Origin of the sequence: Stenotrophomonas pictorum JCM 9942 (assembly GCF_001310775.1) — a bacterium.
Taxonomy (GTDB): Bacteria; Pseudomonadota; Gammaproteobacteria; order Xanthomonadales; family Xanthomonadaceae; genus Stenotrophomonas; species Stenotrophomonas pictorum.
This window is the reverse complement of sequence record NZ_BAZI01000007.1, coordinates 1-26,343: the sequence shown is the minus strand read 5'-3', so window position 1 is coordinate 26,343 and position 26,343 is coordinate 1. Positions and strand designations below refer to the sequence as shown.

The 26,343-nt window shown below is 65.4% G+C and carries 24 protein-coding genes and 5 pseudogenes; 22 read left to right on the top strand and 7 right to left on the bottom strand.

Annotated features, from left to right (window positions below):
* The 3 genes from JCM9942_RS01300 to infA form a co-directional block, all read left to right on the top strand.
* Positions 1-322, top strand: a 322-nt coding sequence (locus JCM9942_RS01300) for a peptidogalycan biosysnthesis protein (RefSeq protein WP_172675018.1), incomplete at its 5' end; no start/stop codon positions are given.
* The gene (gene aat / locus JCM9942_RS01295; protein WP_054657018.1) at positions 319-1,068 is read left to right on the top strand and encodes a leucyl/phenylalanyl-tRNA--protein transferase; all 750 of its coding nucleotides are present in this window, start codon (positions 319-321) and stop codon (positions 1,066-1,068) included. The genes JCM9942_RS01300 and aat, both read left to right, overlap by 4 nt.
* 86 nt (positions 1,069-1,154) lie before the next feature.
* Complete coding sequence (infA, locus tag JCM9942_RS01290; protein WP_005409596.1) at positions 1,155-1,373, top strand: translation initiation factor IF-1; 219 nt, start codon at positions 1,155-1,157, stop codon at positions 1,371-1,373.
* A 142-nt stretch (positions 1,374-1,515) separates the two neighbouring features.
* Here the strand turns inward: infA and clpA are convergent, their stop codons facing one another.
* Complete coding sequence (clpA, locus tag JCM9942_RS01285; RefSeq protein ID WP_054657016.1) at positions 1,516-3,795, bottom strand: ATP-dependent Clp protease ATP-binding subunit ClpA; 2,280 nt, start codon at positions 3,793-3,795, stop codon at positions 1,516-1,518.
* Positions 3,796-3,912: 117 nt separating this feature from the next.
* Here clpA and JCM9942_RS01280 point away from each other — a divergent pair, with 117 nt between their 5' ends.
* Positions 3,913-4,269 carry an aminoglycoside phosphotransferase family protein gene (locus tag JCM9942_RS01280; RefSeq protein ID WP_054657014.1) on the top strand — a complete coding sequence of 119 codons (357 nt, stop codon included), beginning with the start codon at positions 3,913-3,915 and terminating at the stop codon, positions 4,267-4,269.
* Between the two features lie 61 nt (positions 4,270-4,330).
* Positions 4,331-4,621, top strand: a pseudogene (locus JCM9942_RS20575) (aminoglycoside phosphotransferase family protein); the annotation flags it as partial.
* A gap of 131 nt (positions 4,622-4,752) precedes the next feature.
* Here JCM9942_RS20575 and clpS read toward each other — a convergent pair.
* The gene (clpS, locus tag JCM9942_RS01270; protein ID WP_054657010.1) at positions 4,753-5,073 is read right to left on the bottom strand and encodes an ATP-dependent Clp protease adapter ClpS; all 321 of its coding nucleotides are present in this window, start codon (positions 5,071-5,073) and stop codon (positions 4,753-4,755) included.
* A gap of 92 nt (positions 5,074-5,165) precedes the next feature.
* Between clpS and JCM9942_RS01265 the strand changes: the two genes are divergently transcribed.
* From JCM9942_RS01265 to JCM9942_RS01245, 5 genes are all read left to right on the top strand, one after another.
* On the top strand, positions 5,166-5,642 hold the full coding sequence (locus JCM9942_RS01265) for a hypothetical protein (RefSeq protein ID WP_054657007.1): 477 nt from the start codon (positions 5,166-5,168) through the stop codon (positions 5,640-5,642).
* Positions 5,643-5,644: 2 nt separating this feature from the next.
* The gene (locus JCM9942_RS01260) at positions 5,645-6,106 is read left to right on the top strand and encodes an NUDIX hydrolase (RefSeq protein ID WP_054657005.1); all 462 of its coding nucleotides are present in this window, start codon (positions 5,645-5,647) and stop codon (positions 6,104-6,106) included.
* A complete protein-coding gene (gene mnmA, locus JCM9942_RS01255; RefSeq protein ID WP_054657003.1) occupies positions 6,103-7,224 on the top strand; it encodes a tRNA 2-thiouridine(34) synthase MnmA in 1,122 nt (373 codons plus the stop codon). Before JCM9942_RS01260 ends, mnmA begins: the two co-directional genes overlap by 4 nt.
* A gap of 9 nt (positions 7,225-7,233) precedes the next feature.
* On the top strand, positions 7,234-7,848 hold the full coding sequence (gene hflD, locus JCM9942_RS01250; RefSeq protein ID WP_054657001.1) for a high frequency lysogenization protein HflD: 615 nt from the start codon (positions 7,234-7,236) through the stop codon (positions 7,846-7,848).
* A gap of 130 nt (positions 7,849-7,978) precedes the next feature.
* Entirely contained in the window at positions 7,979-9,169 is a 1,191-nt protein-coding gene (locus tag JCM9942_RS01245; protein ID WP_054656999.1) for a methyl-accepting chemotaxis protein, read from the top strand.
* A gap of 495 nt (positions 9,170-9,664) precedes the next feature.
* Here the strand turns inward: JCM9942_RS01245 and JCM9942_RS01240 are convergent.
* Positions 9,665-11,791 (bottom strand): annotated as a pseudogene (locus JCM9942_RS01240) (putative bifunctional diguanylate cyclase/phosphodiesterase); the annotation flags it as partial.
* A 298-nt stretch (positions 11,792-12,089) separates the two neighbouring features.
* Between JCM9942_RS01240 and JCM9942_RS01235 the strand changes: the two are divergent.
* A complete protein-coding gene (locus tag JCM9942_RS01235; RefSeq protein ID WP_057506502.1) occupies positions 12,090-14,090 on the top strand; it encodes a PAS domain-containing sensor histidine kinase in 2,001 nt (666 codons plus the stop codon).
* Positions 14,091-14,093: 3 nt separating this feature from the next.
* Entirely contained in the window at positions 14,094-15,821 is a 1,728-nt protein-coding gene (locus JCM9942_RS01230) for an EAL domain-containing protein (protein WP_054656995.1), read from the top strand.
* 9 nt (positions 15,822-15,830) lie between these two features.
* On the opposite strand, the gene JCM9942_RS01225 is transcribed toward JCM9942_RS01230, so the two are convergent.
* The 4 genes from JCM9942_RS01225 to flgA form a co-directional block, all read right to left on the bottom strand.
* The gene (locus tag JCM9942_RS01225; protein WP_083468360.1) at positions 15,831-16,982 is read right to left on the bottom strand and encodes an ATP-binding protein; all 1,152 of its coding nucleotides are present in this window, start codon (positions 16,980-16,982) and stop codon (positions 15,831-15,833) included.
* Between the two features lie 162 nt (positions 16,983-17,144).
* Positions 17,145-17,483, bottom strand: coding sequence for a flagella protein (locus tag JCM9942_RS01220; RefSeq protein ID WP_054656990.1), 339 nt, complete (start codon positions 17,481-17,483; stop codon positions 17,145-17,147).
* A complete protein-coding gene (gene flgM, locus JCM9942_RS01215) occupies positions 17,480-17,782 on the bottom strand; it encodes a flagellar biosynthesis anti-sigma factor FlgM (protein WP_054656988.1) in 303 nt (100 codons plus the stop codon). The genes JCM9942_RS01220 and flgM overlap by 4 nt, the downstream gene beginning before the upstream one ends.
* A 64-nt stretch (positions 17,783-17,846) precedes the next feature.
* Entirely contained in the window at positions 17,847-18,491 is a 645-nt protein-coding gene (flgA, locus tag JCM9942_RS01210) for a flagellar basal body P-ring formation chaperone FlgA (RefSeq protein ID WP_054656985.1), read from the bottom strand.
* A gap of 93 nt (positions 18,492-18,584) precedes the next feature.
* Here flgA and JCM9942_RS01205 point away from each other — a divergent pair, with 93 nt between their 5' ends.
* The 10 genes and pseudogenes from JCM9942_RS01205 to JCM9942_RS01160 form a co-directional block, all read left to right on the top strand.
* Positions 18,585-19,529, top strand: a complete 945-nt coding sequence (locus JCM9942_RS01205) for a chemotaxis protein (RefSeq protein WP_054656983.1) — start codon at positions 18,585-18,587, stop codon at positions 19,527-19,529.
* Between the two features lie 77 nt (positions 19,530-19,606).
* On the top strand, positions 19,607-20,005 hold the full coding sequence (gene flgB / locus JCM9942_RS01200; protein ID WP_054656981.1) for a flagellar basal body rod protein FlgB: 399 nt from the start codon (positions 19,607-19,609) through the stop codon (positions 20,003-20,005).
* An 11-nt stretch (positions 20,006-20,016) separates the two neighbouring features.
* Positions 20,017-20,423, top strand: a pseudogene (flgC, locus tag JCM9942_RS01195) (flagellar basal body rod protein FlgC).
* Between the two features lie 26 nt (positions 20,424-20,449).
* Positions 20,450-21,118: a flagellar hook capping FlgD N-terminal domain-containing protein gene (locus JCM9942_RS01190; protein WP_054656979.1), complete on the top strand. Its 669-nt coding sequence runs from the start codon at positions 20,450-20,452 to the stop codon at positions 21,116-21,118.
* A gap of 32 nt (positions 21,119-21,150) precedes the next feature.
* Positions 21,151-22,371 (top strand): annotated as a pseudogene (gene flgE, locus JCM9942_RS01185) (flagellar hook protein FlgE).
* A 34-nt stretch (positions 22,372-22,405) separates the two neighbouring features.
* Positions 22,406-23,155 carry a flagellar basal body rod protein FlgF gene (locus tag JCM9942_RS01180; RefSeq protein ID WP_054656977.1) on the top strand — a complete coding sequence of 250 codons (750 nt, stop codon included), beginning with the start codon at positions 22,406-22,408 and terminating at the stop codon, positions 23,153-23,155.
* 224 nt (positions 23,156-23,379) lie between these two features.
* Positions 23,380-24,165, top strand: coding sequence for a flagellar basal-body rod protein FlgG (gene flgG / locus JCM9942_RS01175; RefSeq protein ID WP_054656975.1), 786 nt, complete (start codon positions 23,380-23,382; stop codon positions 24,163-24,165).
* A 19-nt stretch (positions 24,166-24,184) separates the two neighbouring features.
* Positions 24,185-24,877 carry a flagellar basal body L-ring protein FlgH gene (flgH, locus tag JCM9942_RS01170; protein WP_054656972.1) on the top strand — a complete coding sequence of 231 codons (693 nt, stop codon included), beginning with the start codon at positions 24,185-24,187 and terminating at the stop codon, positions 24,875-24,877.
* A gap of 2 nt (positions 24,878-24,879) precedes the next feature.
* Positions 24,880-26,001: a flagellar basal body P-ring protein FlgI gene (locus JCM9942_RS01165; protein WP_054656970.1), complete on the top strand. Its 1,122-nt coding sequence runs from the start codon at positions 24,880-24,882 to the stop codon at positions 25,999-26,001.
* A gap of 1 nt (position 26,002) precedes the next feature.
* A pseudogene (locus JCM9942_RS01160) lies at positions 26,003-26,343 on the top strand (rod-binding protein); the annotation flags it as partial.

Genomic DNA, 26,343 nt, shown 5'->3' with positions numbered 1-26,343 from the left:
CCTGCGCGGCGGGCAGACCCTGTACGGCCGCTACTGGGGTGGCGCCCCGCTGCCCGGCCTGCACTTCGAGACCTGCTACTACCAGGGCATCGAGTACTGCCTGCGCGAAGGCTTGCAGCACTTCGAACCGGGCGCCCAGGGCGAGCACAAACTGGCGCGTGGCTTCCTGCCGACCGAAGTGCACAGCCGACACTGGATCGCCCACCCCCGGTTCCGCGAGGCGCTGCGCGACTGGTGCCTGCGGGAGCATGAGGACGTGACCCGCTATGCAGAGGCACTGCGGCACCACGGCCCCTTCAGATCCACGGAAGATGCCGGATGAGCCGCCACCACCCCTACCTGCTGGGCGAGGCGAGCGACTCACCGTTCCCGCCCGCCGAACTGGCGCTGCGCGAACCCGACGGCCTGCTTGCTGTCGGCGGCGACCTGTCCCCCGTGCGCCTGCTCAATGCCTATGCCGGCGGAATCTTCCCCTGGTTTTCCCATGGCCAGCCGCTGTTGTGGTGGTCACCCGCCCCCCGCATGGTGTTCCATACCAAGCAGCTCCACCTGTCCTCGCGTTTCCGTCGCAGCCTGCGCGCGTCGCCATGGCAGATCCGGGCGGATACCGCCTTCCCGGAGGTGATGCTTGCCTGCGCGCAGGCGCCTCGCCCCGGCCAGGATGGCACGTGGATCACCCCGGACATGCATCACGCCTATGTCGCGCTGCACCACCTGGGCCATGCGCATTCGGTCGAGGTGTACGAGGCCGAGAAGTTGGTCGGCGGCATCTATGGCGTGGCCATTGGCCGCATGTTCTTCGGTGAAAGCATGTTCAGTGCACGCAGCGGCGGATCGAAGGTGGCATTGGCAGCGCTGGCGGCGACGCTGGCCCGCTGGGGCTGGCCGCTGATCGACGCCCAGGTGGAAAACCCCCACCTGGTAAGGATGGGGGCGACGCATCTGGGGCGGGCAGAGTTCCTCCAGCACGTGCGCCGTCTGGCGCATGAACCGGGCAAGATCGGCTCGTGGGCGCCATATTTCGGCGACATTCCGGCCTCGACGCTGGCCCGCCCTGCCGCCCCTTAACGCAAACTTTGCATGATTCGGCGCGACGGCGTAAAATGCCCGCCCTTAGGCCCGCAAAGGCCGTCCGCAGAACCGCACAGGACTACATGTCGAAAGACGACTCCATTGAGTTCGAAGGCACCGTCAGCGAGACGTTGCCCAACACCACTTTCCGCGTTCGCCTGGAAAATGGGCATGAGATCATTGCCCACATCTCCGGCCGCATGCGCAAGAACTACATCCGCATCCTGACCGGCGATCGCGTCAAGGTCGAGATGACGCCATACGACCTGACCAAGGGCCGTATCACCTACCGCATGAAGTAAGGCGGCAGGCCGGGCGTATGCCTGAAAAGCCAGCCTTGCGCTGGCTTTTTGCGTTGCTTTTCGCCGCTTGCCCACAGCGCTCCGGATACAACAGCGGCGGCCGTAGCCGCCGCTGTTCAAACCCGAAAAGAGGCGCCGGGCGTTACACCGTGGCCGGCAGCAGATGTTCGGGTTCGGCCTCGGTTTGCACCACCAGCTCGCCGTCGCGAACGTCGATGCTGACCTTGCCGCCGCCAACCAGCTTGCCGAACAGCAGCTCGTCCGCCAACGGACGCTTGATCCTGTCCTGGATCACCCGGTTCATCGGACGCGCCCCCATTTCCGGATCGAATCCGTGTTGCGCCAGCCAGTCGCGGGCCGCCGGGGTCGCCGACAGCGACACATGCTTGTCCTGCAACAGCATCTCCAGCTCGATCAGGAACTTGTCCACCACCCGCAGGATGTGTTCGAAGCCCAGCGGCTGGAACTGCACCACCGCATCCAGGCGATTGCGGAACTCCGGGGTGAAGCTCTTGCGGATCACCTCCATCGCATCGGTCGCGTGATCCTGCTTGGTGAAACCGATCGAGCGGCGGGCGGCCTGTGCCGCACCGGCATTGGTGGTCATCACCAGGATCACGTTCTTGAAGTTGGCTTCACGGCCATTGGTGTCGGTAAGAATGCCGCGATCCATGACCTGCAGCAGGATGTTGAAGATGTCCGGGTGGGCTTTTTCCACTTCATCCAGCAGCAGGACGCAATGCGGGGTCTTCACGATTTTCTCCGTGAGCAGCCCGCCCTGGTCGAAGCCGACGTAACCCGGAGGCGCGCCGATCAGGCGGCTGACCGAGTGCGGCTCCATGTACTCGGACATGTCAAAGCGCACCAGCTCGATCCCCAGCTGCAACGCCAGCTGACGGGTGACTTCGGTCTTGCCCACGCCGGTCGGGCCGGCAAACAGGAAGTTGCCGATCGGCTTGTCCGGATTGCCCAGCCCGGAGCGCGACAGTTTGATCGCCGAGGCGAGGCTGTCGATGGCCGGATCCTGGCCGAAGATCACCATCTTCAGATTGCGCTCAAGGTGCTTGAGCACATCCTTGTCGGTGGCGGTGACCTGCTTGGCCGGAATGCGTGCCATCTTGGCGATGATCGCCTCGATCTCCTCGGTATCGATACGCTGTTTACGCTGATCTTCCGGCAGCAACCGCTGCCGCGCACCCGCCTCGTCGATGACGTCGATGGCTTTGTCGGGCAACAGACGGTCGCCGATGTGCTTGACCGAAAGATCCACCGCGGCCTGCAGCGCATCATCGGCATAGGTCACGCTGTGGTGCGCCTCGTATTTGGGACGCAGCCCCTTGAGGATTTCATACGCCTCGCCCACGGTCGGTTCGACGATGTCGATCTTCTGGAAACGCCGCGCCAGCGCACGGTCCTTCTCGAAGATGCCGCGGTATTCCTGGAACGTGGTCGAGCCGATGCACCGCAACTCGCCCGAGGCCAGTGCCGGCTTGATCAGATTGGAGGCGTCCATGGTGCCGCCCGAGGCCGACCCGGCGCCGATGATCGTGTGGATCTCATCGATGAACAGCACCGCGTCGGGAATCTTCTTCAACGCGCTGATCACGCCCTTGAGCCGTTTCTCGAAGTCACCGCGATACTTGGTGCCGGCCACCAGCGCGCCAAGGTCAAGCGAGTAGATCACCGCATTGGCCAGCACCTCCGGCACCTCGCCATCGACGATGCGCTTAGCCAATCCCTCGGCGATGGCGGTCTTGCCCACGCCGGCCTCTCCGACATACAGCGGATTGTTCTTGCGGCGACGGCACAGCACCTGGATGGTCCGCTCGATCTCGTCGCGCCGCCCGACCAGCGGATCGATCCGCCCGGCACGGGCCAGCTCATTGAGGTTGCTGGCATAGTCGGTCAGCGCATCGCCCTTGGATTCGGGGTCGGCCCCCTCGCTCCGTCCCTCGCCCTCGATCGAAGAGGAGGAATCGTCCTCCTCACCCATTTTTGCAACGCCATGGGACAGGTAGTTGACGATATCCAGCCGGGTGACGTCCTGCTGGTTGAGATAGTAGACCGCGTGCGAATCCTTCTCACCGAAGATCGCCACCAGCACATTGGCGCCGGTGACCTCCTTCTTGCCGGAGGACTGCACGTGGTAGACCGCACGCTGCAACACCCGCTGGAAACCCAGGGTCGGCTGGGTGTCACGCCCATCGTCATCGGCCAGCCGCGACACGGAGGTTTCCACCGCCTGCTCCAACTCCTGGTGCAGGCGGTCCAGATCCGCTCCGCATGCCTTCAGCACGGCTTGGGCCGACGGATTTTCCAACAAGGCGAGCAGCAGGTGCTCGACCGTCATGAATTCGTGACGAGCCTCGCGAGCGCGCTTGTAGCACTGACCAATCGTCTGCTCGAGGTCTTTACTGAACATTGGGAACTCCGAATCCGGTTGGAGACAATATGCGGCCTGACAGCGGAATTTTCATCACCCTACCGGATGGCCGTGTTTAAGCGGCGTTAGCATGAAACCCCTCTGCTGGAATGACTGATGGGCAGCCAACATCTGCAACGCTGGCAGCTGCGCTCCGTTGGCGCGCCCATTGTCATGCGCGTCGCGGGCCTGCTGCCGGTACTGACGCAAACAGGCACGCCCGCCATGCTGAAACAGCCGCTCTCCTGCAGCATTACCGCCGGCCGCGGCCGCCCTCGGCTCTGGAATGGGGATGGCGCGATACGCCCGCTGGCCAGTGACGGCGCGACGATGCTGCTGGAACACATCGTTCCCGGGAAGCCGCTGCGCGATCTTCCGGTGGAGGGCGCAGATCGGGACGCCACGGTGATCTTGTGCGATGTCGCCGCAAAGTCGCACAGCCGCATCGCCGTAGAAGCACACCGCCGGCACTGACTCCACTGCGGCACTGGTTCGGCGCCCTGCGGCATCCTCACGTATCGCAGCACGGGTTGCTGTGGCAGTGCTTGCCCGTGCCGCCCAGCTTCTTGCGCAACCGGGGAACCCGATCGCACTTCAGGGCGACCTTCATCATGACAATGTCCTGGATGGCGGGGCCCGCGGCTGGCTGGCGATTGCCCCCAAGGGCCTGCTCGGGGAGCCCGGCTTCGACTACGCCCCGCTGTTCCTGAACCCGGATCTGTGTGTCGCAGGGCGGCGATTTTCCACCTATGAGCGGAATTCCAATGAGCGGAATTCCAACGCACGGCTGATCCAGGTCAGCCACCACCCCGGCATCGCGCAACAGCGATTGCTGCAGTGGATTGCGGTCTACGCGGTCCTGTCTGCCTGCTGGCTCATCGAAGATTGCCAGGACGCCTCTACATCAGTCTTTCCACCGCCAAGCTGGCCCTGGCCCGCGAAGCCGGCTGAGCAGCCTCAGGCCTGCTCCATCGTGCACAGCAGCGGATGCTGGTTCATACGGGAGAACTCGTTGACCTGGGCGACCTTGGTTTCGGCTACTTCGCGGGTGTACACCCCGCAGATGCCGCGGCCGCGGGTATGGACATGCAGCATCACCTGGGTGGCCTGGTCCAGGCTCATCGAGAAAAAGTTCTGCAACACCACCACCACGAAGTCCATCGGGGTGTAGTCGTCATTGAGCAGCATCACCTGATACTGCGGCGGCGGGGCGATCTGCGGCTTTCCCGGCGCAACCAGTACGCCGTGCTCGCTCTCGTGTTGGGTCTTCTGGGACATCGCCAGATTATAGCTTTTCACCCTTCCCGATTGGACGCGCCCCCCCTGCCCCCGCACAATTTGCAGGTCATCCACATTCCTGCAGGGGAAGCATGAAGCAGATCGTATTGGCCGCCGCACTGGCTGGCATCTTGACCGGCACTTGCGGCGCGGCGTTCGCCGCCGGGCCGGACCGCGCCGTGGGCCGCCTGCTCGACGGGCTGGAATACAAGTATGAAATCGACGAAGACGGCGATTACAAACTGGTATTCGACATGGAAAACGACCGCAGTCAGCTGGTGTTCGTGCGCTCCTCGGTGGAAACCTATGGCAGCCACCACATCCGTGAAATCTGGTCGCCGGGCTACAAGTCGCCAGGACCACAGTTCCCGGCGCTGATCGGCAACCGCCTGCTGGAAGACTCCAACGAATCCAAGCTCGGCGCCTGGGTCAAGCAGGGGGACATGGCCATGTTCGTCGTCAAGATCGATGCCGACGCCTCGGCCGAAGTGCTCAGCGACGCCATCGATGCGGCCTGCAAGAGCGCCGATGCAATTGAACTGGAACTGACGTCCAAGGACGAGTACTGAGCGTGAACGCATTGCAGTCCCAGCGATGGGCGCCACATGTCACCGTGGCCACCGTGGTCTCCCGCGCAGGGCAACTGCTGCTGGTGGAAGAGGTAAAACAGGGTCGCAGGCTGCTGAACCAGCCGGCCGGCCACTTGGAACCGGGCGAAAGCCTGCTGGACGCGGCGGTGCGCGAAACCCGCGAAGAAACCGGCTGGGACGTGCGGCTGACCGCCTTCATCGGTACCTACCAGTGGCAGGCCGATGACGGCACGCCCTTCCTGCGCTTCGCCTTTGCCGCCAAACCGCTCCACCATCACGCCGCACAGGCGCTGGATGCCGGAATCATCCAGGCCTTGTGGCTGCCGCCGGAAGCCATCCAGGCCGAGATGGAACGGCTGCGCAGCCCGCTGGTCTGGCGCACGGTCGCCGACTGGCTGGCCGGGCAACGCCACCCCCTGTCGCTGCTGAGGCAGATCCCATGAGCACACCGGATATTGTCGTAGGCGTCTCCGGCGGCGTGGATTCCTCGGTCGCGGCGCTGATGCTGGTACAGCAGGGGCTTCCGGTCGCGGGGCTGTTCATGCAGAACTGGGCCGACGACGGCAGCGGCCACTGCCGGGCTGAAGACGATCGACGCGATGCGGTCGCCGTCTGCGGACGGCTGGGTATCCCGTTCCATTTCCGCGACTTCTCCAGCGAATACTGGGAAGGGGTGTTCGAGCACTTCCTGGCCGAATACGCGGCCGGTCGGACGCCCAACCCGGACGTACTGTGCAACCGGGAGGTGAAGTTCAAGCACTTCCTGGAGGCGGCCCGCGACCTGGGCGCCGAGCGGATCGCCACCGGCCATTACGCACAGGTGGACCAGCACCGTGGGCGCTGGCGCCTGCTGCGCGGCGCCGACCGCGGCAAGGATCAAAGCTACTTCCTGCACCAGCTGGGGCAGGAACAACTGGCGGCCACCCTGTTCCCGATCGGCCATCTGGAAAAGAGCCAGCTGCGTCGCATCGCCCGCGATGCCGGATTGCAGACCCATGCCAAAAAGGACTCCACGGGCATCTGCTTCATCGGTGAACGCGATTTCCGCGAGTTCCTGGGCCAGTATCTGCCCGCGCGGCGCGGCGAGATCCGCGATCCCGACGACCAGGTCATCGCCACCCATCCCGGCGTTTTCTATTTCACCCTTGGCCAGCGCGAAGGGCTGAATATCGGCGGCGTGCGCGGCCGGCCGGCGGCCCCCTGGTTCGTGGTCGGCAAGGACGTGGCACGCAACATCCTGTACGTCGACCAGGGGCACGACAGTGCCTATCTGCAGTCGAACTGGCTGCGCAGCGAACCGATGCACTGGATTTCAGGGGCGCCTCCGGCGACGGAATTCGAATGCAGCGCACAGACCCGCTATCGGCAGCCGGACGAGCCGTGTACCGTGCGGGTGCGTGACGACGGTACGCTGGATGTGCATTTCGCAGGCCCGCAACGGGCGGTGACCCCCGGACAGTCACTGGTGCTCTATGACGGCATGGAATGTCTGGGCGGGGCGGTGATCGCCGCCACCAATGCACCGCTGGAGCGCCGTCTGGGCGCGCCACCTTCCCCTTGAGAGGTAACCATGAGTTTTTCGTTTGACGACCGCGTACTGGCGCTGGCCGGCATTGCCCAGGCCCTGCAGCAGGTCCGCCGTATCGCCGAAACCGGCCATTCCGAAGCGGCCATCGTACGCACGGCGATGGACAGTGTCATGCGGCTCGATGCGCCCGAACCTGCTGCGGTGTATGGCAGCGCCAGGCACGTGGAGCCTGGCCTGCGCCTGTTGCGCGACTATTTCCGCAACCAGGGCAAGGACGAATTGTTGCCGCGCCTGGCGTTGTCGGTGATGCAGCTGGAGCGCCGCTTCGTACGTGAGGCCTCGACCGTGGACAAGGTGCAGGCGGGGGTGCGCCGGGCCGCGGCGCGGGCGCAGGAGCTCGGCGAAAGCAACCACCCCGACGTGCTCTTGGCCATGGGCGAGCTGTACAAGGACACGATCAGCCAGCTCAAGCCCAAGATCATGGTCCAGGGCAATCCGCACTATCTCAACCAGGCCCCCGTGGTCTCGGAAATCCGCGCGCTGCTGCTGGCCGCCGTGCGCTCGGCGGTACTGTGGCGGCAACTGGGAGGCAACTACTGGGACTTCCTGATTTCGCGCAAGACCATGGTCGAGGCGATCGAACGCCGCCTGCGCTGAGACGTGCGCCGTATGCGCCGCACCACGCCACCGCCTACGGCCATCACAAAACGTTCCGGGAGTCCGTCGCAGGCCTAAAGCCCCCCGGCCTGCGGCCGATACTGCATTCGTGACTCTCCCGAGAACGTCCATGTATTCACGTATTGCAATCCGCCTGGCCGCCCCGCTGGCCTTGACCTTCCTGCTCCCGCTTGCTGCCGCCCTGGCGTGGCCGTCAGCAGCCGTGTGGGCGATCCTGACCACAATGGTGCTGAGCTGGCTGGTGTTTGCGTACTGGACTGTGCACGCACAGGCCCAGCGCTCCCCCGAACATGCCAAGGTGCTGAAGGAACAGGACCAGCTGCTCAATGAACTGCGCAGCTTCGTCAGCAACGAGATCGATGGCTCACGCAGCGAGATCGAACGTGCCCGCGAACTGATCCGTCAGGCGGTCGCCGGGCTCGGTGGCAGTTTCGATTCGATGAGCCGCAAGTCCCGGCAGCAGAGCCAGGCCCTGGCCCGTGTGGTCGACCGCGCCGGCGATGAAGGTGGCGGCGGCGTCGACGTGGCCCGCTTCGCCCAGCATGCCAGCCAGCAGATGGAACAGCTGGTTGAGGCGCTGGAACAGGTCAGCGGCCAGAGCAGCAACACCGTGCAGCACATCGACCAGATGGCACAGCACCTGGATGGCATCTTCGCGCTGCTGGAAGACGTCAAATCCATCGCCGACCAGACCAACCTGCTGGCGCTGAACGCGGCGATCGAGGCGGCACGTGCCGGCGAGGCCGGCCGCGGCTTTGCGGTGGTCGCTGACGAGGTGCGCAACCTGTCCGAGCGCTCCACCACCTTCAACGAGCAGATCCGCAAGCTGGCCCACAGCTCCAAGGACGCCATCGCCAAGGTGCGCGAGACCGTCTCGCACATGGCCTCGCGCGACATGGACCGCTCCCGCGAAGCGCGCCATGAGGCCGCGGCGATGCTGGAGAACGTGGCCGCCATCAATGCATCGCTGGGCGATGGTATGCGCGAGATCTCCGACTGCGGCCGTGCCATCGACAGCAGTGTTGCCGAAGCCGTGCGCGCCCTGCAGTTCGAGGACATCGCCACCCAGGCCTTGGGCGGCGCCCACACGCATCTGGACCGCCTAGGTGCCATCAACCGCGAAGCCCTGGCCCTGCAGGAGCTGCTGCACCGGAACGGCGGGGTCTTCGACGATGAGCTGGTAACCGCCCTGCAGCGCACCGGCAGCCGCCTGCGCGAGATGCGCAACGAATGGGAGCGCCCGCCGCACAAGCCGGTGAGCCAGCAGAGCATGGGCGCAGGAACGGTCGAACTGTTCTGACATCCCCTTGGTTGATGGAAAAGCCCCGGCATGTCCGGGGCTTTTCTTTTTGCAATCAGGCATATGCCTTGGACTGCAACCGGCTGCTACGGCAACGCATAAAGCAGCGGACAGCCGCCGCGCCGGAGCAGATCGAGTTGCGCAGGCATGGTCGAAGGTGGCGCCACTGCGGGCGGGTAGTCAGCGGAAGCGACGGCGTATCGGGTGCCTTTCATCTTCATGACGATGCGCCCGGTCATACCCCGGCGAAGCGGATAGATCGCCGGCGTCTGCACGGTCCCGGTACATCCCCGCGCTGACGTGGCGCGTAGGGACAGGGTCTGGCGGCGACCCAACACTCGCGCCCGGTTCAAACCGGTCGCGCTGCTTGCAGGCCAGAGGGCCCGGAGACACGCAAACAGCACAAGGGCGCATCAGGTGCGCCCTTGTGCTGGAACTGTTTGATCCGGAGGATTCGCCGGCCTGCCCGGCCCGCCCCTGCGCCGCGTGAGCGCCCTACACCCTGGCCTTGAGCCATTGCGCCATCTGGCGCGGCGGCAGCGGCCGCGAGAACAGGTAGCCCTGCATCTCATCGCAGCCCTGGGCACGCAGCATCAACTCTTCCTGTACCGTCTCCACGCCTTCGGCGACCACCTGCATGCCCAGCGCGTGGCCCAGCTGCACGATTGCCTGGGTGACTTCGGCCGTCCCGGCATCGTGCAGCATTTCCTGCACGAAACTGCGGTCGATTTTCAGACGCTGCACGGGAAACCGGTTGAGGTAGTGCAGATTCGAGAAACCGGTACCGAAGTCATCCACCGCCAGCGGTACGCCATTGGTTTCGAATATCTCGAAGCATTGGCGCAGCGCATCCGTGTCGCGGATCAGCGCCGACTCGGTGAGCTCCAGCTCAAGTTGATGCGGCGGCCAGTTGTGGCGGCGACAGGTCTGGATCACACGCTCGGCGAAGCCCCGCTCACGCAGCTGCACCGCGGAAATATTCACGGCGATACGCTCAAACGCCAGCCCGGCCTGTCGCCAGACAGCGGCCTGTCGGCAGGCTTCGTCCAGCACCCATTCGCCGATCTGGTTGATTTCACCGCATTTCTCGGCGATCGGAATGAACTCGGCCGGTCCGCAGACCCCGATCCGGGGATGCTCCCAGCGCACCAGCGCCTCGATTGACGGAGGCTGCGAGGAATCGGCGTGTACCAGCGGCTGGTAGACCAGCGAGAACTCCTCGCGATCCACCGCACCGTGCAGTGCGTGCTCGACCTCAAGGCGGCGCTGGGTACGCGCCAGCGCATCCTGGCTGTAGTACTGGTAGGTGTTGCGTCCGGCGCTCTTGGCGGCGTACATCGCCGCATCGGCTGCGCGCAACAGGGTGTCGAAATCCTGACGCGTTTCGTCCATCAGCGCGATGCCGACGCTCGCGCCGACCTTCAGCGCGCTGTCGCCGCGATACAGCGGCTCGGCAAGCGAAGCGATCAGCTTGCGGGCGACCAGTCCGGCATCCTCGGGCTGACTGAGATTGCGCAGGATCACGATGAACTCATCGCCACTGAAGCGCGCGAACAGATCCGCATTGCTGAGGTTCTGGTGGAAGCGTGCGGCTGCCGCCTTGAGCAAGCTGTCGCCGGTGGCGTGACCGAAAGTGTCGTTGATGGCCTTGAAGCCATCCAGGTCGATGAACAGCATCGCCAGCGTCGCGCCGCGCTTACGCGCCTCCTCCATCGCCTCGATCGCCTGCTCGCGCAGCAGCATCCTGTTGGGGAGTCCGGTCAGCAGGTCGTAGTGCGCCAGAAGCTCGATGCGCTCATTGGCCTCTCGCTCGCGGGTGATGTCGCGGAACAACACCACAAACCGCTCGGGCAAGCCTTCGCGCTGATCCAGTTCGACAAGCACCTGCACCCACACCCGCTGGCCCGAATGCCGGTAGAAACACAGTTCCAACTGCTCGGGAAGACCACCCGCAGCAATGCGATCCAGGGCCGCACAGAAGCTGTCCTGCGAATCCTGCGTATACAGGGACAGCGCCTGATCCAGGCTGATCTGCTCCTTGCGCAAGCCGTGGATGCGGTAGCACTCCTCGGTCCACAGCATGCTGCGGCTGCCCACCTCGATCTCGCAGGCGCCGATCCGGCCCAGTGCGGAGACGCGATTGAGCAGCTCGGTCCGCCAGCGGATCAGCGCATCGGTCTGCCGCTGTGCGGAGACATTGTGGATCTGGCCGATCACCCGCTGGAGGCTGCCATTTGGATCCAGATGCGGCTGCATCCAGACACGCAACTGCAAGGTGAGGCCATCGCCAGCACGGTGACTCATATCGAAGGTGTATTCGTTGCCCTCCCGCTGAACCCGGCGCCAGGCGGAGAGCACCTGCCTGCGTCCTCCCCGGCCCAGCACCCGCATCCAGCGGCGATCTGCCGGCAACGAATCCGCCTGCAGCGTGGTGACGGCATAGAACGCATCAGACCAGCGCATGCAGCCGCCAGCCTCGTTTTCCCAGACCCAGCCGCCCATCCCGGCGGCCCGCTGGGCCTGTTTCAGCTGGGCCCGCTGGATCTCCAGCTCCGTCTCAAGCGCCCGTTGGCGCTGGCTGCTGCCGCAGGCGCCGGTCATGCCCACTGCAACCCTGTCGACATGCGGCAAGTCGGCGGCCGTGCCCAGGTGGTGCTTCAACAGACTGAAAATCGCACCCTGATCCACGCCGTACCGCTCCACTCTTTGTTGGAATTAATCGAATAACGGCCGGCACGCCGGAAAATTGAGCAGCCCGTCGCGTCCACTTTTGGCAAGCAGGTAAGATGGAGACCGACTTTCCGTCCCCGACCCATCAGGAACAATGGAGACAGGCCAGCCCCCGCTTCCGCCTTCGCCGTCTTACGCTGGCTTGCTGTTGAAGAAGTTGACGACGAATTTTTATCCAGGTGTCGCCCTCTTGCTGCTGATCGGGCTGGCCGGTTGCGTTGCTCCCTGGCTGACGGTCGCGTTGTCCATACCCGCGGCAGCCATCACAACTGTGATCTGCGTCACCCTCCTTTTCGCCTGCGCGCTGGTGCTGACCCGCAGGTGGCAGCGCTGCCAGGCGCAGCTGGCGTACGAGCAGGAGCGGCTGGCACATGAATTGACGGAGTACCGGCAGCGTTTCGAATGCAACGCCGGCGCGATGCTGGTCTATGACTTGGCCACCTGGACGATCCGTGATGCCAATCCCGCGGCCGAAGCGCTGCTGGGCTGGAGCCGCCAGGAGCTCGGCGGGATGACGATCGGGCAGCTGATTCCGCCAGGTTCGGAAGAACTGCTGCGTCGCCATATGGCCCAAATTGTCGCCCGGCCTGACAGTGAGCAGCACCTGTCGACCGACCTGCAGCGACGCGACGGCAGCATTCATCCGGCGGAACTGTGGGGAAGCCGCCTCGCCCTCGACGGACGCGCGGCGCGGCTGGTCAACATGATTGATCGCAGTGCCGAAGTCGCCACCCGGCGGCAACTCGATACCGCCCTGAACCGGATGCGCGAGGTCCAATCCATCGCACGTATCGGCGCACTGGAGATCGATCCGGTCAAGGCACAGATCCGCCTGTCGGATGAAGCGTGCCTGCTGCTGGCGCGGCGTCCGGGCCCCTCACCGACATGGCAACCGATCGGCGATGCGTTCCGGATCGGTGAAAACGACGCAAGCGAGCTGTTGCAGAGCATTGACGCCATCGTCAAAGGCAGCGCGGCCCAGCTGGACCTGCTGTTGCGTGTGCGGGCGATGGATGGACGCTTGCTGACCATCCACCTGCGCGCGCGTCTGGCCCCGGTTCAAACCGGGGCGGCGCCGGGCGTGATCCATGGAACCTTGCAGGATGTCAGCGAGCGCGAGCATTCGCGCCAGCTGCTGAAGGAGCGCGAGGAGCAGTTCCGCGAGCTGGTGCGCGTCCTTCCTGACGGCGTCGTGATCCTTTCCGAGGACCAGGTGCTGTACATCAACCCGCTCGGCGCCGCGCAGTTCGGCTACGCCGCCGAGCAGATGCTCGGCACCCCGCTGCAGTCGCTTGTCACCGGCGATGATCTTGCCCGGGTACGCGACTATCTGAATCTGCCGCGCCGGTATCTTGACCGCCTGCCGCCGCTGATTCCCAGCATGCAGCGCCAGGATGGCAGCCACTTCCTGGCGGCCTTGTCAGTGGGAGACGTACGCTACGGCGGACGCGACTGCCGACTGCTGGTCATCCGCGACCTCACCGAACTGGAGTCCCACCGCGCCGCGCTGGAAACCAGCAACCGGGAACTTCAGGCGCTGGCCGGACGCCTGTTTTCGGTGCAGGAAGACGAGCGCAGGGCTATTTCGCGCGACCTGCACGACGATATCGGCCAGTCCATCACCGCGATCAAACTCGCCGCGCATGCCGCGATGCACGAGCTGGATGCCACGCGCCGCAATGAAGATATCGGTCAGATCATCGAGCTGGTCGACAGCACCGTCACCCGGCTGCGCAACCTGTCGATGCTGCTTCGCCCCCCGCAACTTGACGCGCTGGGCCTGCAGGCCGCGGTGCGCTGGCAGGCAGGGCAGCTTTTCCGGGCCTCGCCGGTGGAGCTGCAGATGGAGATCGGCGAACTGTCCCAGCGCCCGGACAATGCGATCGAGCAGGCCTGCTTCCGCATCGCGCAGGAGAGCCTGACCAATGCCTTGCGTCACGCGCAGGCAAGCCAGGTCCAGCTGCGATTGAACGAGGCCGAAAACGGCCAGCTGCATCTGCGGGTCATCGATGATGGTGAGGGTTTCGATCCCGACGGTCCGCGCGGCCTGGGCCTGATCGTGATGCGCGAGCGCGCGCAGAGCGCCGGCGGCAAGGTGGAGATCATCACCGCACCGGGCGAAGGCACGTGCATCGACCTGTACCTCCCCATCCGCGCATCGCAACCGCTCGAAGCGGCAGCTGGACTCTGAACCATGTGGCCTTCCCCCCTCTCCACGCCGCCTTTTACGGAAACGCAGACCGCCCGGCTTGGCGCAGGCAATCCGGAGTTCGCCGCGCTGGTCAACGAGGCCACCAGCGGTGGCACACCGCTGGTGGTGATGCACCTGGATATCGATCATTTCGCCTCGGTAAACGAGAACATGAGTGCGGAAGTCGGCGACCAGGCGCTGGAATTGATCGCCGAGCGCCTGCGCACGCATCTGCAGGGGCGAGGCCGGCTGTGGCGCCATGGCAGCGACGAGTTCCTGATCGCAATTCCGCGCCTGCCGGGTGAACCGCTTCCCGAGGAGATGGCCGAATCGCTGCGCCAGCAGATGGAGCTGCCGCTGTCGGTGCTGCCTTACACGCTGTTTCTGACCGCGAAGATCGGCGTTAGCCTATGCCCGGAGCACGCCACACGGCCCAGCAGACTGCTGGACCTGGCCGAGGACGCACTGCATCAGGCCGGTCGCGAAGGTGGCAACTCGGTGCATCTGTACGTGCTGCACAAGCCCAGCAGCGCGCACAGCGAAAGCATCATCTCAAGGCAACTGGTCGATGCGATCGACAACGGCGAATTGCGCCTGCGCTACCAGCCGCTGGTCAGTGCCCGCGATGGCCATGTGGTCGGCATGGAGGCACTGCTGCGCTGGCAATCGCCGACGCTGGGAATGCTCGTCCCCGAACGTTTCATGCGCACCGCCGAGCGTCTGGGCATCATCGTCCAGATCGGCTCGTGGGTGCTGGAGGTCGCGCTGCGCCAGGCACGGGTCTGGCGCGACCAGGGATTCGACGATTTCAGCGTGGCGATCAACGTCTCCACCCTGCAACTGTTGCGCCCCAACTTTTTCGCCGAAGTCATGGGAATGCTGCAGACGACCGGCGTGCCGCCGCGCATGCTGACCCTGGAAATCAACGAAAGCGCGCTGACCAACAATGTGAACTTCGTCCATGAGACGCTGGCCAACCTGCGCAACGAAGGCATCAGCCTGAGCCTGGACAACTTCGGTACCGGCGACTCCAGCCTCAGCGCGCTGGTCCGCTACCCGGTCGACAAGCTGAAGATCGACCGCAGCTTCATCAAGAGCGCGCCGGCGGCCAATCGCGAAGCGGCGATCAGTCGCGCGATCATCGCGATGGGCCACCAGCTGGGCATGACCGTGATCGCCAATGGCGTCGAATCACAGGCGCAGCTGGGCTTCCTGCGGCGCAACGACTGCGACGTGTTCCAGGGCTACCTGTTTGGCGAGCCGATGTCGGCCGATGCCGCCGGCATGACTTTGCGCCGGCGCTACCTGCGCCCGGAAGCCTTTGCCGAAACACGCCCGGATCGCACCCTGCTGTTGCTGGATGACGAGGAGAACGTCCTGCGCTCACTGGTGCGCCTGTTCCGCCGCGACGGTTACCGCATCCTGGCCGCCGGCAACGTGCGTGATGCCTTCGACCTGCTGGCGATCAACGATGTGCAGGTGATCCTGTCCGACCAGCGCATGTCCGACATGAGCGGCACCGAGTTCCTGGGCCGGGTGAAGATGCTCTACCCGGACACCATCCGCCTGGTGCTCTCCGGCTACACCGATCTGGCCACCGTGACCGATGCGATCAACCGTGGCGCGATCTACCGTTTCCTGACCAAACCGTGGGATGACGACGAGCTGCGCGAGCACATCCGCCAGGCGTTCCGTACCCACGATGAAAAACGCGGCGGCGTCCCGCTGTGAGTGCCGCCGTCAGCCCTTGGGCTGACGGATCGGCAGGATGATGCGGAAGCGCGAACCTTCACCGACGGTGCTGTCCAGGTCGATGCGGCCGTGATGCTTGTTGATGATGCCGTAGGAAATCGACAGCCCCAGCCCGGTGCCACTGCCGACCGGCTTGGTAGTGAAGAACGGATCGAAAATGCGCTGGCGCAGCTCGGGGGAAATACCGGCACCGTTGTCCTTGAACTCCACCCACACCTCATCACCGCTCACGCCGCTACTGACCACGATATGGCCGCGTTCGGCCACCGCATGTCCGGCATTGAGCAGCATGTTCATGTAGACCTGGTTCAACTCCGAGGGCAGGCATTCCACCATCGGCAACTCGCCGTATTGGCGCTCGAGCGTGACCTTGTACTTGAGTTCGTTCCAGATGATGTTGATCGTCGATTCGAGCCCGGCGTGCAGGTCGGCCAGCTTCCAGGACTCGTCACGCCCGGAATAGGAGAAGTCCTTCAGGTCACGCACGATGCGGGTCACCCGCTCGATGCCCTCGCGTGATTCGGCCATCAGCTGCGGCAGGTCGCGACTGATGAAATCGATATCCAGCCGGCTGCGGATATCGTCGATCTCCGGGATCGAAGCCTTCGGGTCCGGGGCGCGCAGGGCGCGCTCATAGGCCTCGATGACCGTGAACAGGCTGCGCAGGTATTCCTGCAGGCTGCCCAGGTTGGAGTGGACATAGCCGATGGGATTATTGATCTCGTGGGCGACACCGGCGGCCAGCTGGCCGATGGACGCCATCTTTTCCGACTGCAGGAGCTTTTCCTGGGTCCCGTTCAGTCGCAGGTAGGCCTGGCGCAACTCGGCGTGGCGCTGCTGCAGCTCCCGCTCGTAGTCTTCCTGCCCTTCGAGATTGCGGAACAGCGCCAGGTAGACGTCGCGCCCTTCGCCCGGCTGATGGTAGAGCTGGAGGATCACCACCCGCTCGCCAAGCGGCAGACTGCCACTCCAGCTGCCGCTCTCCTTGGCCTGCGGCATGGCGGCCGGCGGCAGGAAACGCGCGAGTTTCGCGCCAAGCGCCAGGACCGGGCTCTGCTCGGCGTCCAGCATCTGGCGCGCGGCACGGTTGACCAGCGAGGTATTGCCCTTGCCGTCGAACAGGAGCAGGCCTTCACGCATGCGTTCGCCCAAGGCGCGCAGCACATCGGCGGAGGGCAACGGGAACAGCGAAGCGAAATCGGGAGTGGACACGGGCCGCAGGATCAGGGGAAACGGCTGATCAATATATACGTTTGCCCGGTACCGGTTCAGGCGCGCCCGCTGAACGGGCGCGGACAGGCCTCAGGCCACCGCCAGCGGCTTGCGGGTGTGCAGCAGCTGGGACTGCCCCTTCGCATCGTAGGCCGAGGCGGTTTCACTGCGGCCGAGCTGGCGCAGGGCCCAGTTGACCTCACGCCGGCGCCGGGCCAGCAGGGCCCCATTGGCCCGGTTGCGCTCCGCCAGTTCCTGCAGCAGCGCGGCATGTTCCAGCGGCGGCTGGGCTTCCAGCACCCGCAGGGCTTCGAGTTTGCGACCGGTAGCGGCGATCAGTGCCGGCACATCGTGGTCAACCAGCGCCTGGCGCTCGCCATCGAGCGCGTCGCTCAGCTGCTGCAGCGGATTGCCCATTGCCAGCTTCATCCGCGCAGCTGCTGGTCCATGTCCAGCATGCGCTGGGCAATGGCCTCGGGATTGATCCGGTAGCTGCCGTTTTCCAATGCCTCACGCACGGCCTGTACGCGGCCGCTGTCGATCGCCGGGGCGGTCGACAGTTCGCGCTGCATGGCCTGCAGATTTGTGGCCTCGCCGGTCAGGCGCAGGCTGTCGACCGCTTCAACCGGGCGCGCGGCGGTGTCGCCGGCCGGGGCGGCTTTGGCAAGGACGGTGACTGGGCGCAGCTGGGCGCTTGCTGCAATACCGCCGTCGATTTTCTGGCTCATGTGACGATGATCCTGATTCGGTTCGAATACGTTAACGGCGTCGGGCCGGTCTTCTTTAGGAAATTTATCGCGAAACCACAACGTCGCCGCCGGGGCCCACCACACCTTGTACTATTTTGCGTGACGACAGGTTCTCCACCGACACCCGCTCCTGTTCGCCGGCATCGCCCAGCGCCCGTCCGGCCATCCGCACTTCGATGCCGCCCCGGCGGGAAACCAGCGCCACACTGTCGCCACGACGGACCAGCCGCTGCGCGACCAGATCACTGGCCGAGAGCAGGCTGCCGGCAGCCAGCGTGCGCCGCGCCACCCGTCCCACCGCCAGCTGCGGATCGGAGATCACCGCGCCGGCGATCCGCGCGATGTCGCGGCGCACAGTGGTGATATCGGCTGCCGACAGGGTTTCTCCAGCGGCCACCCCACGCCCGAGCACCAGCACATCCTGCTCGCGCCGGATCTTTACCGGGACGAACAGGCGCCAGCCGCCGGCCTGCGGACAGCTCACCTCCACGGTGCTGGTACCGGTGGCCCGTGCCTGCAGGCTCTGCGGGCACGCCGGCAGGCGCAGCCCGGCATCGACGATCGCCTCGCCCTCGGTGGTCGGGTCCAGCGTGGACAGGGCCGCCGTCCTGATCGAGGTCACCGGCTGGAAATCGGCCGCCACCACCGGCATGGCCAGGACCAGGCCCAGCAAGACAGACAGACGCATGCAACCTCCGGCAACAGATAGTGCCCACATCGCTGCAAGCGGCGTGCCAAAACCCCCTCTCAAGTCCTCCACGCAGGCGCCGATACCGCTTGCATGTCACATGATCTGCTCAATCGCATCGACCAACGCACGCGCCTGGCCGGCCACAACCGGCTCGCGCTGTTGCTGTTCCGCCTTGGCGGCCGTCAGCTTTTTGGCGTGAACGTATTCAAGGTCCAGGAAGTGTTGCGGCGCCCGGCGCTGTTCCAGGTCCCCGGGCTGCCGGCCCAGTTTGCGGGTGTCGCCGACGTGCGTGGCCGCTCGGTACCGGTGCTGGATCTGGGACTGGCCATCGGCCATCCCGAGCGTGAACCCGAGGCCGACACCTCGCCGGGCTATCTGGTGGTCACCGAATTCAACCGCTCGGTGCAGGGCTTTCTGGTCAGCGGGGTCGAACGGATCGTCAATATCGCGGTGGAGGACATCCAGCCGCCGCCCGAGCTGGGCGCCGAATCCAGCTACCTGACCGCGGTCACCCGCTTCCAGGGCGAGCTGATCCAAGTCATCGACGTGGAAAGCGTGCTGGCCGATATCGCCCAGATCCGGGACGAGGCGGTACTGGACCCGTCCATGGCCCTGCCCGCCGGCGCGCCGCCGATGCAGGTGCTGGTGGTCGACGACTCGCGGGTGGCTCGCCAGCAGATCCGCAATGTGCTCGACCAGCTCGGCGTCACCGCCACCCTGCTCTCCGATGGCAAGCAGGCGCTGGACCACCTGCTGCAGATCCATGCCGGCGGCGAGAACCCGGCCGAACGCTACGCCATGGTGATCTCCGACATCGAGATGCCCGCCATGGACGGCTACACCCTGACGACGGAAATCCGCCGCCACCCGGGCCTGGCCGGGCTCTACGTGCTGCTGCACACCTCCCTGTCGGGCGTGTTCAACAACGCCATGGTCGAACGGGTCGGCGCCAACGCCTTCGTGGCCAAGTACAGCCCGCACGAACTGGCCGACTTCGTCCTGCACCGCCTGCGCCAGGTGGCCGCCGCGGCCTGAGGCCGCCCCAGACGCCATCGCGCCCCGTCTGGCACACCACTTGCAGCTTCCCGCACATCGTCCGCGGGAGGCTTGTCATGCCCAACCTGATTTCCAACTACCTGGGGGTTCACGCCCAGGCCATGCCGTTGCGCGAGCAGCGCATGAAACTGATCGCCGGCAATCTGGCCAATGCCGACACGCCGGGCTACAAGGCCCGCGATCTCGATTTTGATGCCGCCCTGCGCCACGCCCAGGGCGGTACCGGCAACGGCCTGCTGACCACCACCGCCGAGCAGCATTACCGGATCGGTGGCGACGGCCTGAATCCATTCCAGATCCTGCGCGAAGCCAATCAGCCCAGTCTTGACGGCAACACCGTGGACCCGGATGCCGAACGCGCCGCGTATGGCCGCGCCGCGCTGGAATACCGCGCCTCGCTGAGCTTCGTGGAATCCAAGGTGCGCTCCATGCTCACTGCGATCACCGGTCAATAAGGAGTATCGCCATGAGCAACCTGCCGATTTTCGATATCGCCGGCTCCGCGCTGCAGGCGCAGTCGGTGCGCATGAGCACCATCGCCTCGAACCTGTCCAACGCCGACTCGGTCGCCGGCTCGCCCGAAGCGGTCTACAAGCCGCTGGAGCCGATCTTCCAGGCCGTGACCAGCCGTGAGGACCGCAACCTCACCGGCGTGCAGGTCAAGGAAGTGACACAAAGCCAGGCCGCGCCGATCAAGCGCTACGAGCCCAACCACCCGCTGGCCGATGGCGAAGGCTATGTCTACGCGCGGATATCGATCCGGTGGCGCAGATGGTCAACCTCATTTCGACCTCGCGCAATTACCAGGCCGGCGTGGAAATGCTCAACACCGCCAAGGAACTGGCATTGGCCACCTTGACCATGGGCCGCTGACGCGCCGCCTCCAGGACACATTACCCATGAGTACCGTCAACACCGACCTGTACGGCGCCCTTGGCCTCACCGCCAACACCCCGCAGGCCAAGAAAAAGAATGATGCACTGGACCAGGCCGACTTCATGCGCCTGATGACCACCCAGCTGCAGCATCAGGACCCCCTCAAGCCGATGGACAACAGCCAGATGGTCGCGCAGATGGCGCAGCTGTCCACCGTGCAGGGCATCAACGACCTCAACACCTCGGTCAACGGCTTCCAGCAGCAGCTGTCCAGCGACCAGATCCTGAAGGGTGCGGCGCTGGTCGGTCACGAGGTGCTGGTGCCCTCCACCCAGCTGGCACTGGAAACCGAAGGCATGGTCAGCGGCACGGTCGCCGCGCCGGGCCCCGGTACCGTCACCGTGGATATCACCGACGCCAACGGCGTGAAGGTGAACCAGCTCACTGTGCCGGCCAATGCCGCGGGCGAGGTGTCTTTCCAGTGGGACGGACTGGATGCCGACGGCAAGCGCATGCCGCCGGGCAGCTACAGCATCGTCGCCAACCACACCGACAGCAGCGGCGTGCAATCCAAGCTGAGCACTTATGTGCAGGCCGAGGTGGAGAGCGTCACCGTCGGCTCCGACGGGCTGTACCTCAACCTCAAGGGACTGGGCACCGCCCCGCTCGATTACGTGCTCCGCGTCAGCTGAGCCGGCCCAACGACTTCAGAAGGAAAATTCCGATGAGCTTCAACATCTCGCTGTCCGGTATCAATGCCGCCAACGCCAACCTGAACGTGACGGCGAACAACATCGCCAACGTCAACACCACCGGCTTCAAGGAATCGCGCGCCGAGTTCGCTGACCTGTTCAATTCCACCAGCTACGGCCTGTCGTCCACGGCAGTGGGCTCGGGCGCACGCTTGACCAACGTCGCCCAGCAGTTCTCGCAGGGCAACATCGACACCACCGGCCGCAGCCTGGATCTGGCGGTCGCCGGCGAAGGCTTCTTCACCCTGTCGATGAACGGCAACCGCGTGTACTCGCGCGCCGGCAATTTCCAGACCGATGCCAGCGGCTACGTGGTGAACCCGCAGCGCCCGCCTGCAGGTGTTCGCTCCCAACGCCGCCGGTACCGGCTTCGAGGCCGGGCAGCTGACCGACCTGCGCCTGCTGGCCACCGACAGCCCGCCGCGCCCGACCAGCAACGTGGAACTGGCCTTCACCCTGCCGGCCAATGCCACGCCGCCAACGGTGACCCCGTTCGATCCGGCCGATTCCAACAGCTACAGCCAGTCCAGCGGCGGCGTCACCGTGTACGACTCGCTGGGCGTGAGCCATACCCAGACCTCGTACTTCGTCAAAACCGCCAATCCGAACGAATGGCAGGTCTACAACTACGTTGACGGGGTGGCTGCCGGCGCGCCGACCACGCTGGGATTCTCCGATAGCGGCCTGCTGACCACGCCCGCCGACGGCAAGATCGTCATGGATCCGTTCATCCCCAGCACCGGCGCCGGTTCGTTGAACATGTCGCTGGATATCACCGGCTCCACCCAGTACGGCGAGAAGTTCTCGCTGCGCAACACCGCCCAGGACGGCTATGCCTCCGGCAAGCTCAACGAGGTGAGCATTTCCGAAGAGGGCGTGGTCTATGCACGCTACTCCAACGGTGTGGACGTCGGCCTGGGCCAGGTGGCTCTGACCAACTTCAACAATCCGCAGGGCCTGAAGAGCGACGGCAACAATCTGTGGACCGAGACCTACACCTCGGGCACGCCGCGCACCGGTGCCCCGGACAGCTCGGACTTCGGCCAGATCCAGGCCGGCTCGCTGGAAGCCTCCACGGTCGATCTGACCGAGCAGCTGGTCAACATGATCACCGCGCAGCGCAACTTCCAGGCCAACTCGCAGATGCTTTCCACCCAGGACCAGATCACCCAGCCATGATCAACATCCGTTGATGCCCAACCCTGACCCGCAGACGGAACTCCACTGATGGACAAGGCACTCTACGTTGCCATGACCGGCGCCCGCGCTTCACTGCAGGCGCAGGGCACGGTGTCCCACAACCTGGCCAATGCCGACACCCCCGGCTTCAAGGAGGCGCTGGCCAACACCGAGGCCTTCCGCATCCAGGGGCCCGGGCATCCATCGCGGATCGATGCGCTGCATGTCGACGCCGGCTTCAACCGCCGCGTTGGCGCCCAGCAGGTCACCGGCAACGCGCTGGATCTGTCACTGCAGCCGGGCAACTGGCTGGCGGTGCAGGCCGGCGATGGCAGCGAGGCCTATACCCGCGCCGGCGCACTGTCGCTGACGCCCAACGGCCAGCTGGTCACCGCCGAAGGCAATGCCGTGCTCGATGACAACGGCAATCCGCTGGCGATACCGCCCTACCAGGCCATCGAAATCGGCAATGACGGCACGCTGTCGATCATTCCGCAGGGTGAAGGCCCGCAGACGATGGCGATGATCGGCCGGCTGCGGGTGGTCAACGCCGCCGACGACCGGCTGACGCGCGGGCTGGACGGGCTGATGCGCAATACCGACCCGCAGCAGCCCTTCACCGCCGCCACGGGAAAAGCGGTGGACAGCGGCATGCTCGAAGCCAGCAACGTCGATGCGGCCGGAGCGCTGGTGCAGATGATCCAGTTGCAGCGCCAGTTCGAAATGCAGGTCAAGGTGATCAAGCACGGTGACGAGAACGCACGCAGTGCCAACAGCCTGCTGCGCCTGAACGGCTGAGCGCCCGCTCCCCTGCCGTGAATCCGAAATCCGCGGGCCCCGGTGGCCCGCGGATTTTTATTTCGCCGAGGCCCGTCACCGGGCGTGCCCGGCAGTGTGCATACCGCCGTCGGGCACCGCGGGAAGGCCTACGCCGGCATTCCGGCACCGTTTCTGGCACGCGCCATGCATTGACTCTGGGCAAGGGCCAACCCGGCCAACAGAACCAGCAGAGGAATCGCACCATGAATCAGGCATTGTGGGTCGCCAAGACCGGCCTGGACGCGCAGCAGACGCGCATGTCCGTTGTCTCGAACAATCTGGCCAACACCAATACCACCGGATTCAAGCGCGACCGCGCCAGCTTCGAGGACCTGCTGTACCAGCAGGTGCGTCAGCCCGGCGGCGCTTCCTCGGCACAGACGCAGCTGCCGACCGGCCTGCAGTTGGGTACCGGCGTGCGCGTGGTGTCCACCTCCAAGCACTTCGAACAGGGCAGCCAGCAGCAGACCGGCCGCGCGATGGATGTGATGGTCAATGGCCGCGGCTTCTTCGAAGTGATGATGCCCGATGGCACCTCGGCCTATACCCGCGATGGCAGCTTCCAGGTCAACGCCCAGGGCGAGCTGGTCACCAACAGCGGCTATGCCGTGCAGCCGGGCATCCAGATTCCTGAAGGCGCGCAGTCGATGACCATCGGCAGCGACGGCACCATCAGTGTGCAGATGGCCGGCGAAGCGGCTTCGGTCGAGATCGGTTCGCTGACCCTGACCGACTTCATCAATCCGGCCGGCCTGCAGTCCAAGGGCGAGAACCTGTACCTGGAAACCACCGCCTCCGGCCCCGCGCAGAACGGCACGCCCGGTCTCAATGGCCTGGGCAGCGTGGTCCAAGGCGCGCTGGAAGGCAGCAACGTCAACGTGGTCGAGGAGCTGGTGTCGATGATCGAGACCCAGCGCGCCTACGAGATGAATGCCAAGGCGATATCCACCACCGACTCGATGCTCGGCTACCTCAACAACAACGTCTGAGCCGCCCATGAATCCCGCCATGAACCGCATCGCCTTGACGCGTCATCTTTCCGTCGCCCTCGTCGCCACCACCCTGCTGGGTGGCTGCACGCTGGCCGGCGACGTGCGCCCGTACGCACCGATGGCGCCGATCCAGCCGGTCATCGCGCCGTCGGCCGAACCCACCGCCGGCGCGATCTATGCCGCCGGCCCGGGACTGAATCTCTACGGTGATCGCCGGGCGCGTGATGTCGGCGACCTGCTCACCATCACCCTGATCGAGAACACCACCGCCACCACCACCGCCAGCACCGCGATCAGCAAGCAGTCCAACGTGGATATCGGCACGCCGACCCTGTTCGGCGCGCCGGTCACGCTGGGCGGCAAGGACATCCTCGGGGCCTCGGCCGCGGCCGAGCGCGACTTCGGTGGCAAGGGCAACAGCGCGCAGAGCAACCGTCTGCAGGGCAATGTCACCGTCACCGTGATCCAGCGCCTGCCCAACGGCAACCTGGTCGTGCAGGGGCAGAAGAACCTGCGACTCAACCAGGGCGATGAGCTGGTGCAGATCCAGGGCGTGGTGCGCCCGGCGGATATCACCCCGGACAACACCATCTCCTCCAGCCGGGTGGCCGATGCGCGCATCGTCTACGGCGGTCGCGGCGCCGTGGCGCAGTCCAATGCGATCGGCTGGCTGGGACGCTTCTTCAACTCGGCGCTGGCGCCGTTCTGAGCATGGCCATGAATCTCTCTCCCCTTCTTCGCCGCGCCGCGCTGTGCCTGCTGGTACTGGGCGTTGCCCTGCCCGCCCAGGCCGAACGCATCAAAGACCTGGCCCAGGTCGGCGGGGTGCGCGGCAATGCGCTGGTCGGCTACGGCCTGGTGGTCGGTCTGGATGGCAGCGGTGACCGCACCAGCCAGGCGCCGTTTACCGTGCAGAGCCTGAAGAACCTGCTCGGCGAGCTGGGCGTCAACGTCCCGGCCAACGTCAACCCGCAGCTGAAGAACGTGGCCGCCGTGGCGATCCACGCCGAACTGCCGCCGTTCTCCAAGCCCGGCCAGACCATCGACATCACCGTCTCCTCGATCGGCAACGCGGTGTCACTGCGCGGCGGCTCGCTGCTGATGGCGCCGCTCAAAGGCGCCGATGGCCAGGTCTACGCCATCGCCCAGGGCAATCTGGTGGTCGGCGGCTTCGGTGCGCAGGGCAAGGATGGCTCGCGCATGTCGGTGAATATTCCCAGCGTCGGTCGCATTCCCAACGGCGCCACCGTCGAACGCGCGGTGCCCGATGTGTTCGGGGCCAGCGGTGAGATCACCTTGAACCTGCACCAGAACGATTTCACCACCGTTTCGCGGATGGTCAACGCCTTGAACGCGACCTTCGGCGAAGGCGCGGCACGCGCGGTGGACGGTGTCACCGTGGCGGTGCAGGCCCCCACCGATGCCGGCGCACGGATCGGCATGCTGGCGCGGATCGAGAATGTCGAGCTGTCACCGGGCAGCGCTCCGGCGCGCATCGTGGTCAATTCACGCACCGGCACGGTGGTGATCGGCTCCCAGGTCCGGGTCAGCCCGGCGGCGATCGCGCACGGCTCCTTGACGGTGACCGTCAGCGAATCGGCGCAGATCAGCCAGCCCAACGCCTTCGGCGGCGGCCAGACCGTGGCCGTGCCGCAGTCGACCATCACCGCCAGCAACGAGGGCAGCCGCATGTTCCGTTTCGACGGTGGCGCCACGCTCGATGAGATCGTGCGCGCGGTCAACGAAGTGGGCGCGGCACCGGGCGATCTGATCGCCATCCTGGAAGCCCTCAAGCAGGCCGGTGCGCTGAGCGCCGAGCTCGAGGTGATCTGACATGCGTATCAACGCCTCGCCGCTGGAGCTCAATCCGGCGCTCGCCCATGACCCGGCCAAGATCGACAAAGTCGCACGGCAGCTGGAAGGCCAGTTCGCCAGATGCTGATCAAGAGCATGCGGGCGGCCAGCTTCGGCGACTCGCTGTTCCCGGGCGAGAACCAGATGTTCCGCGAGATGTACGACCAGCGCATCGCCGAGCAGATGACGCGCGGCCGTGGTCTGGGCCTGTCGGCGGTGATCGCCCGTCAACTCGGTGGCGAGGCCGCCAACAAGCCGGCGCTGGACACCAGCGTCACCCCGGCTGCCGCAGCACGGGCCTACCAGCTGGCCGCTCCGGCC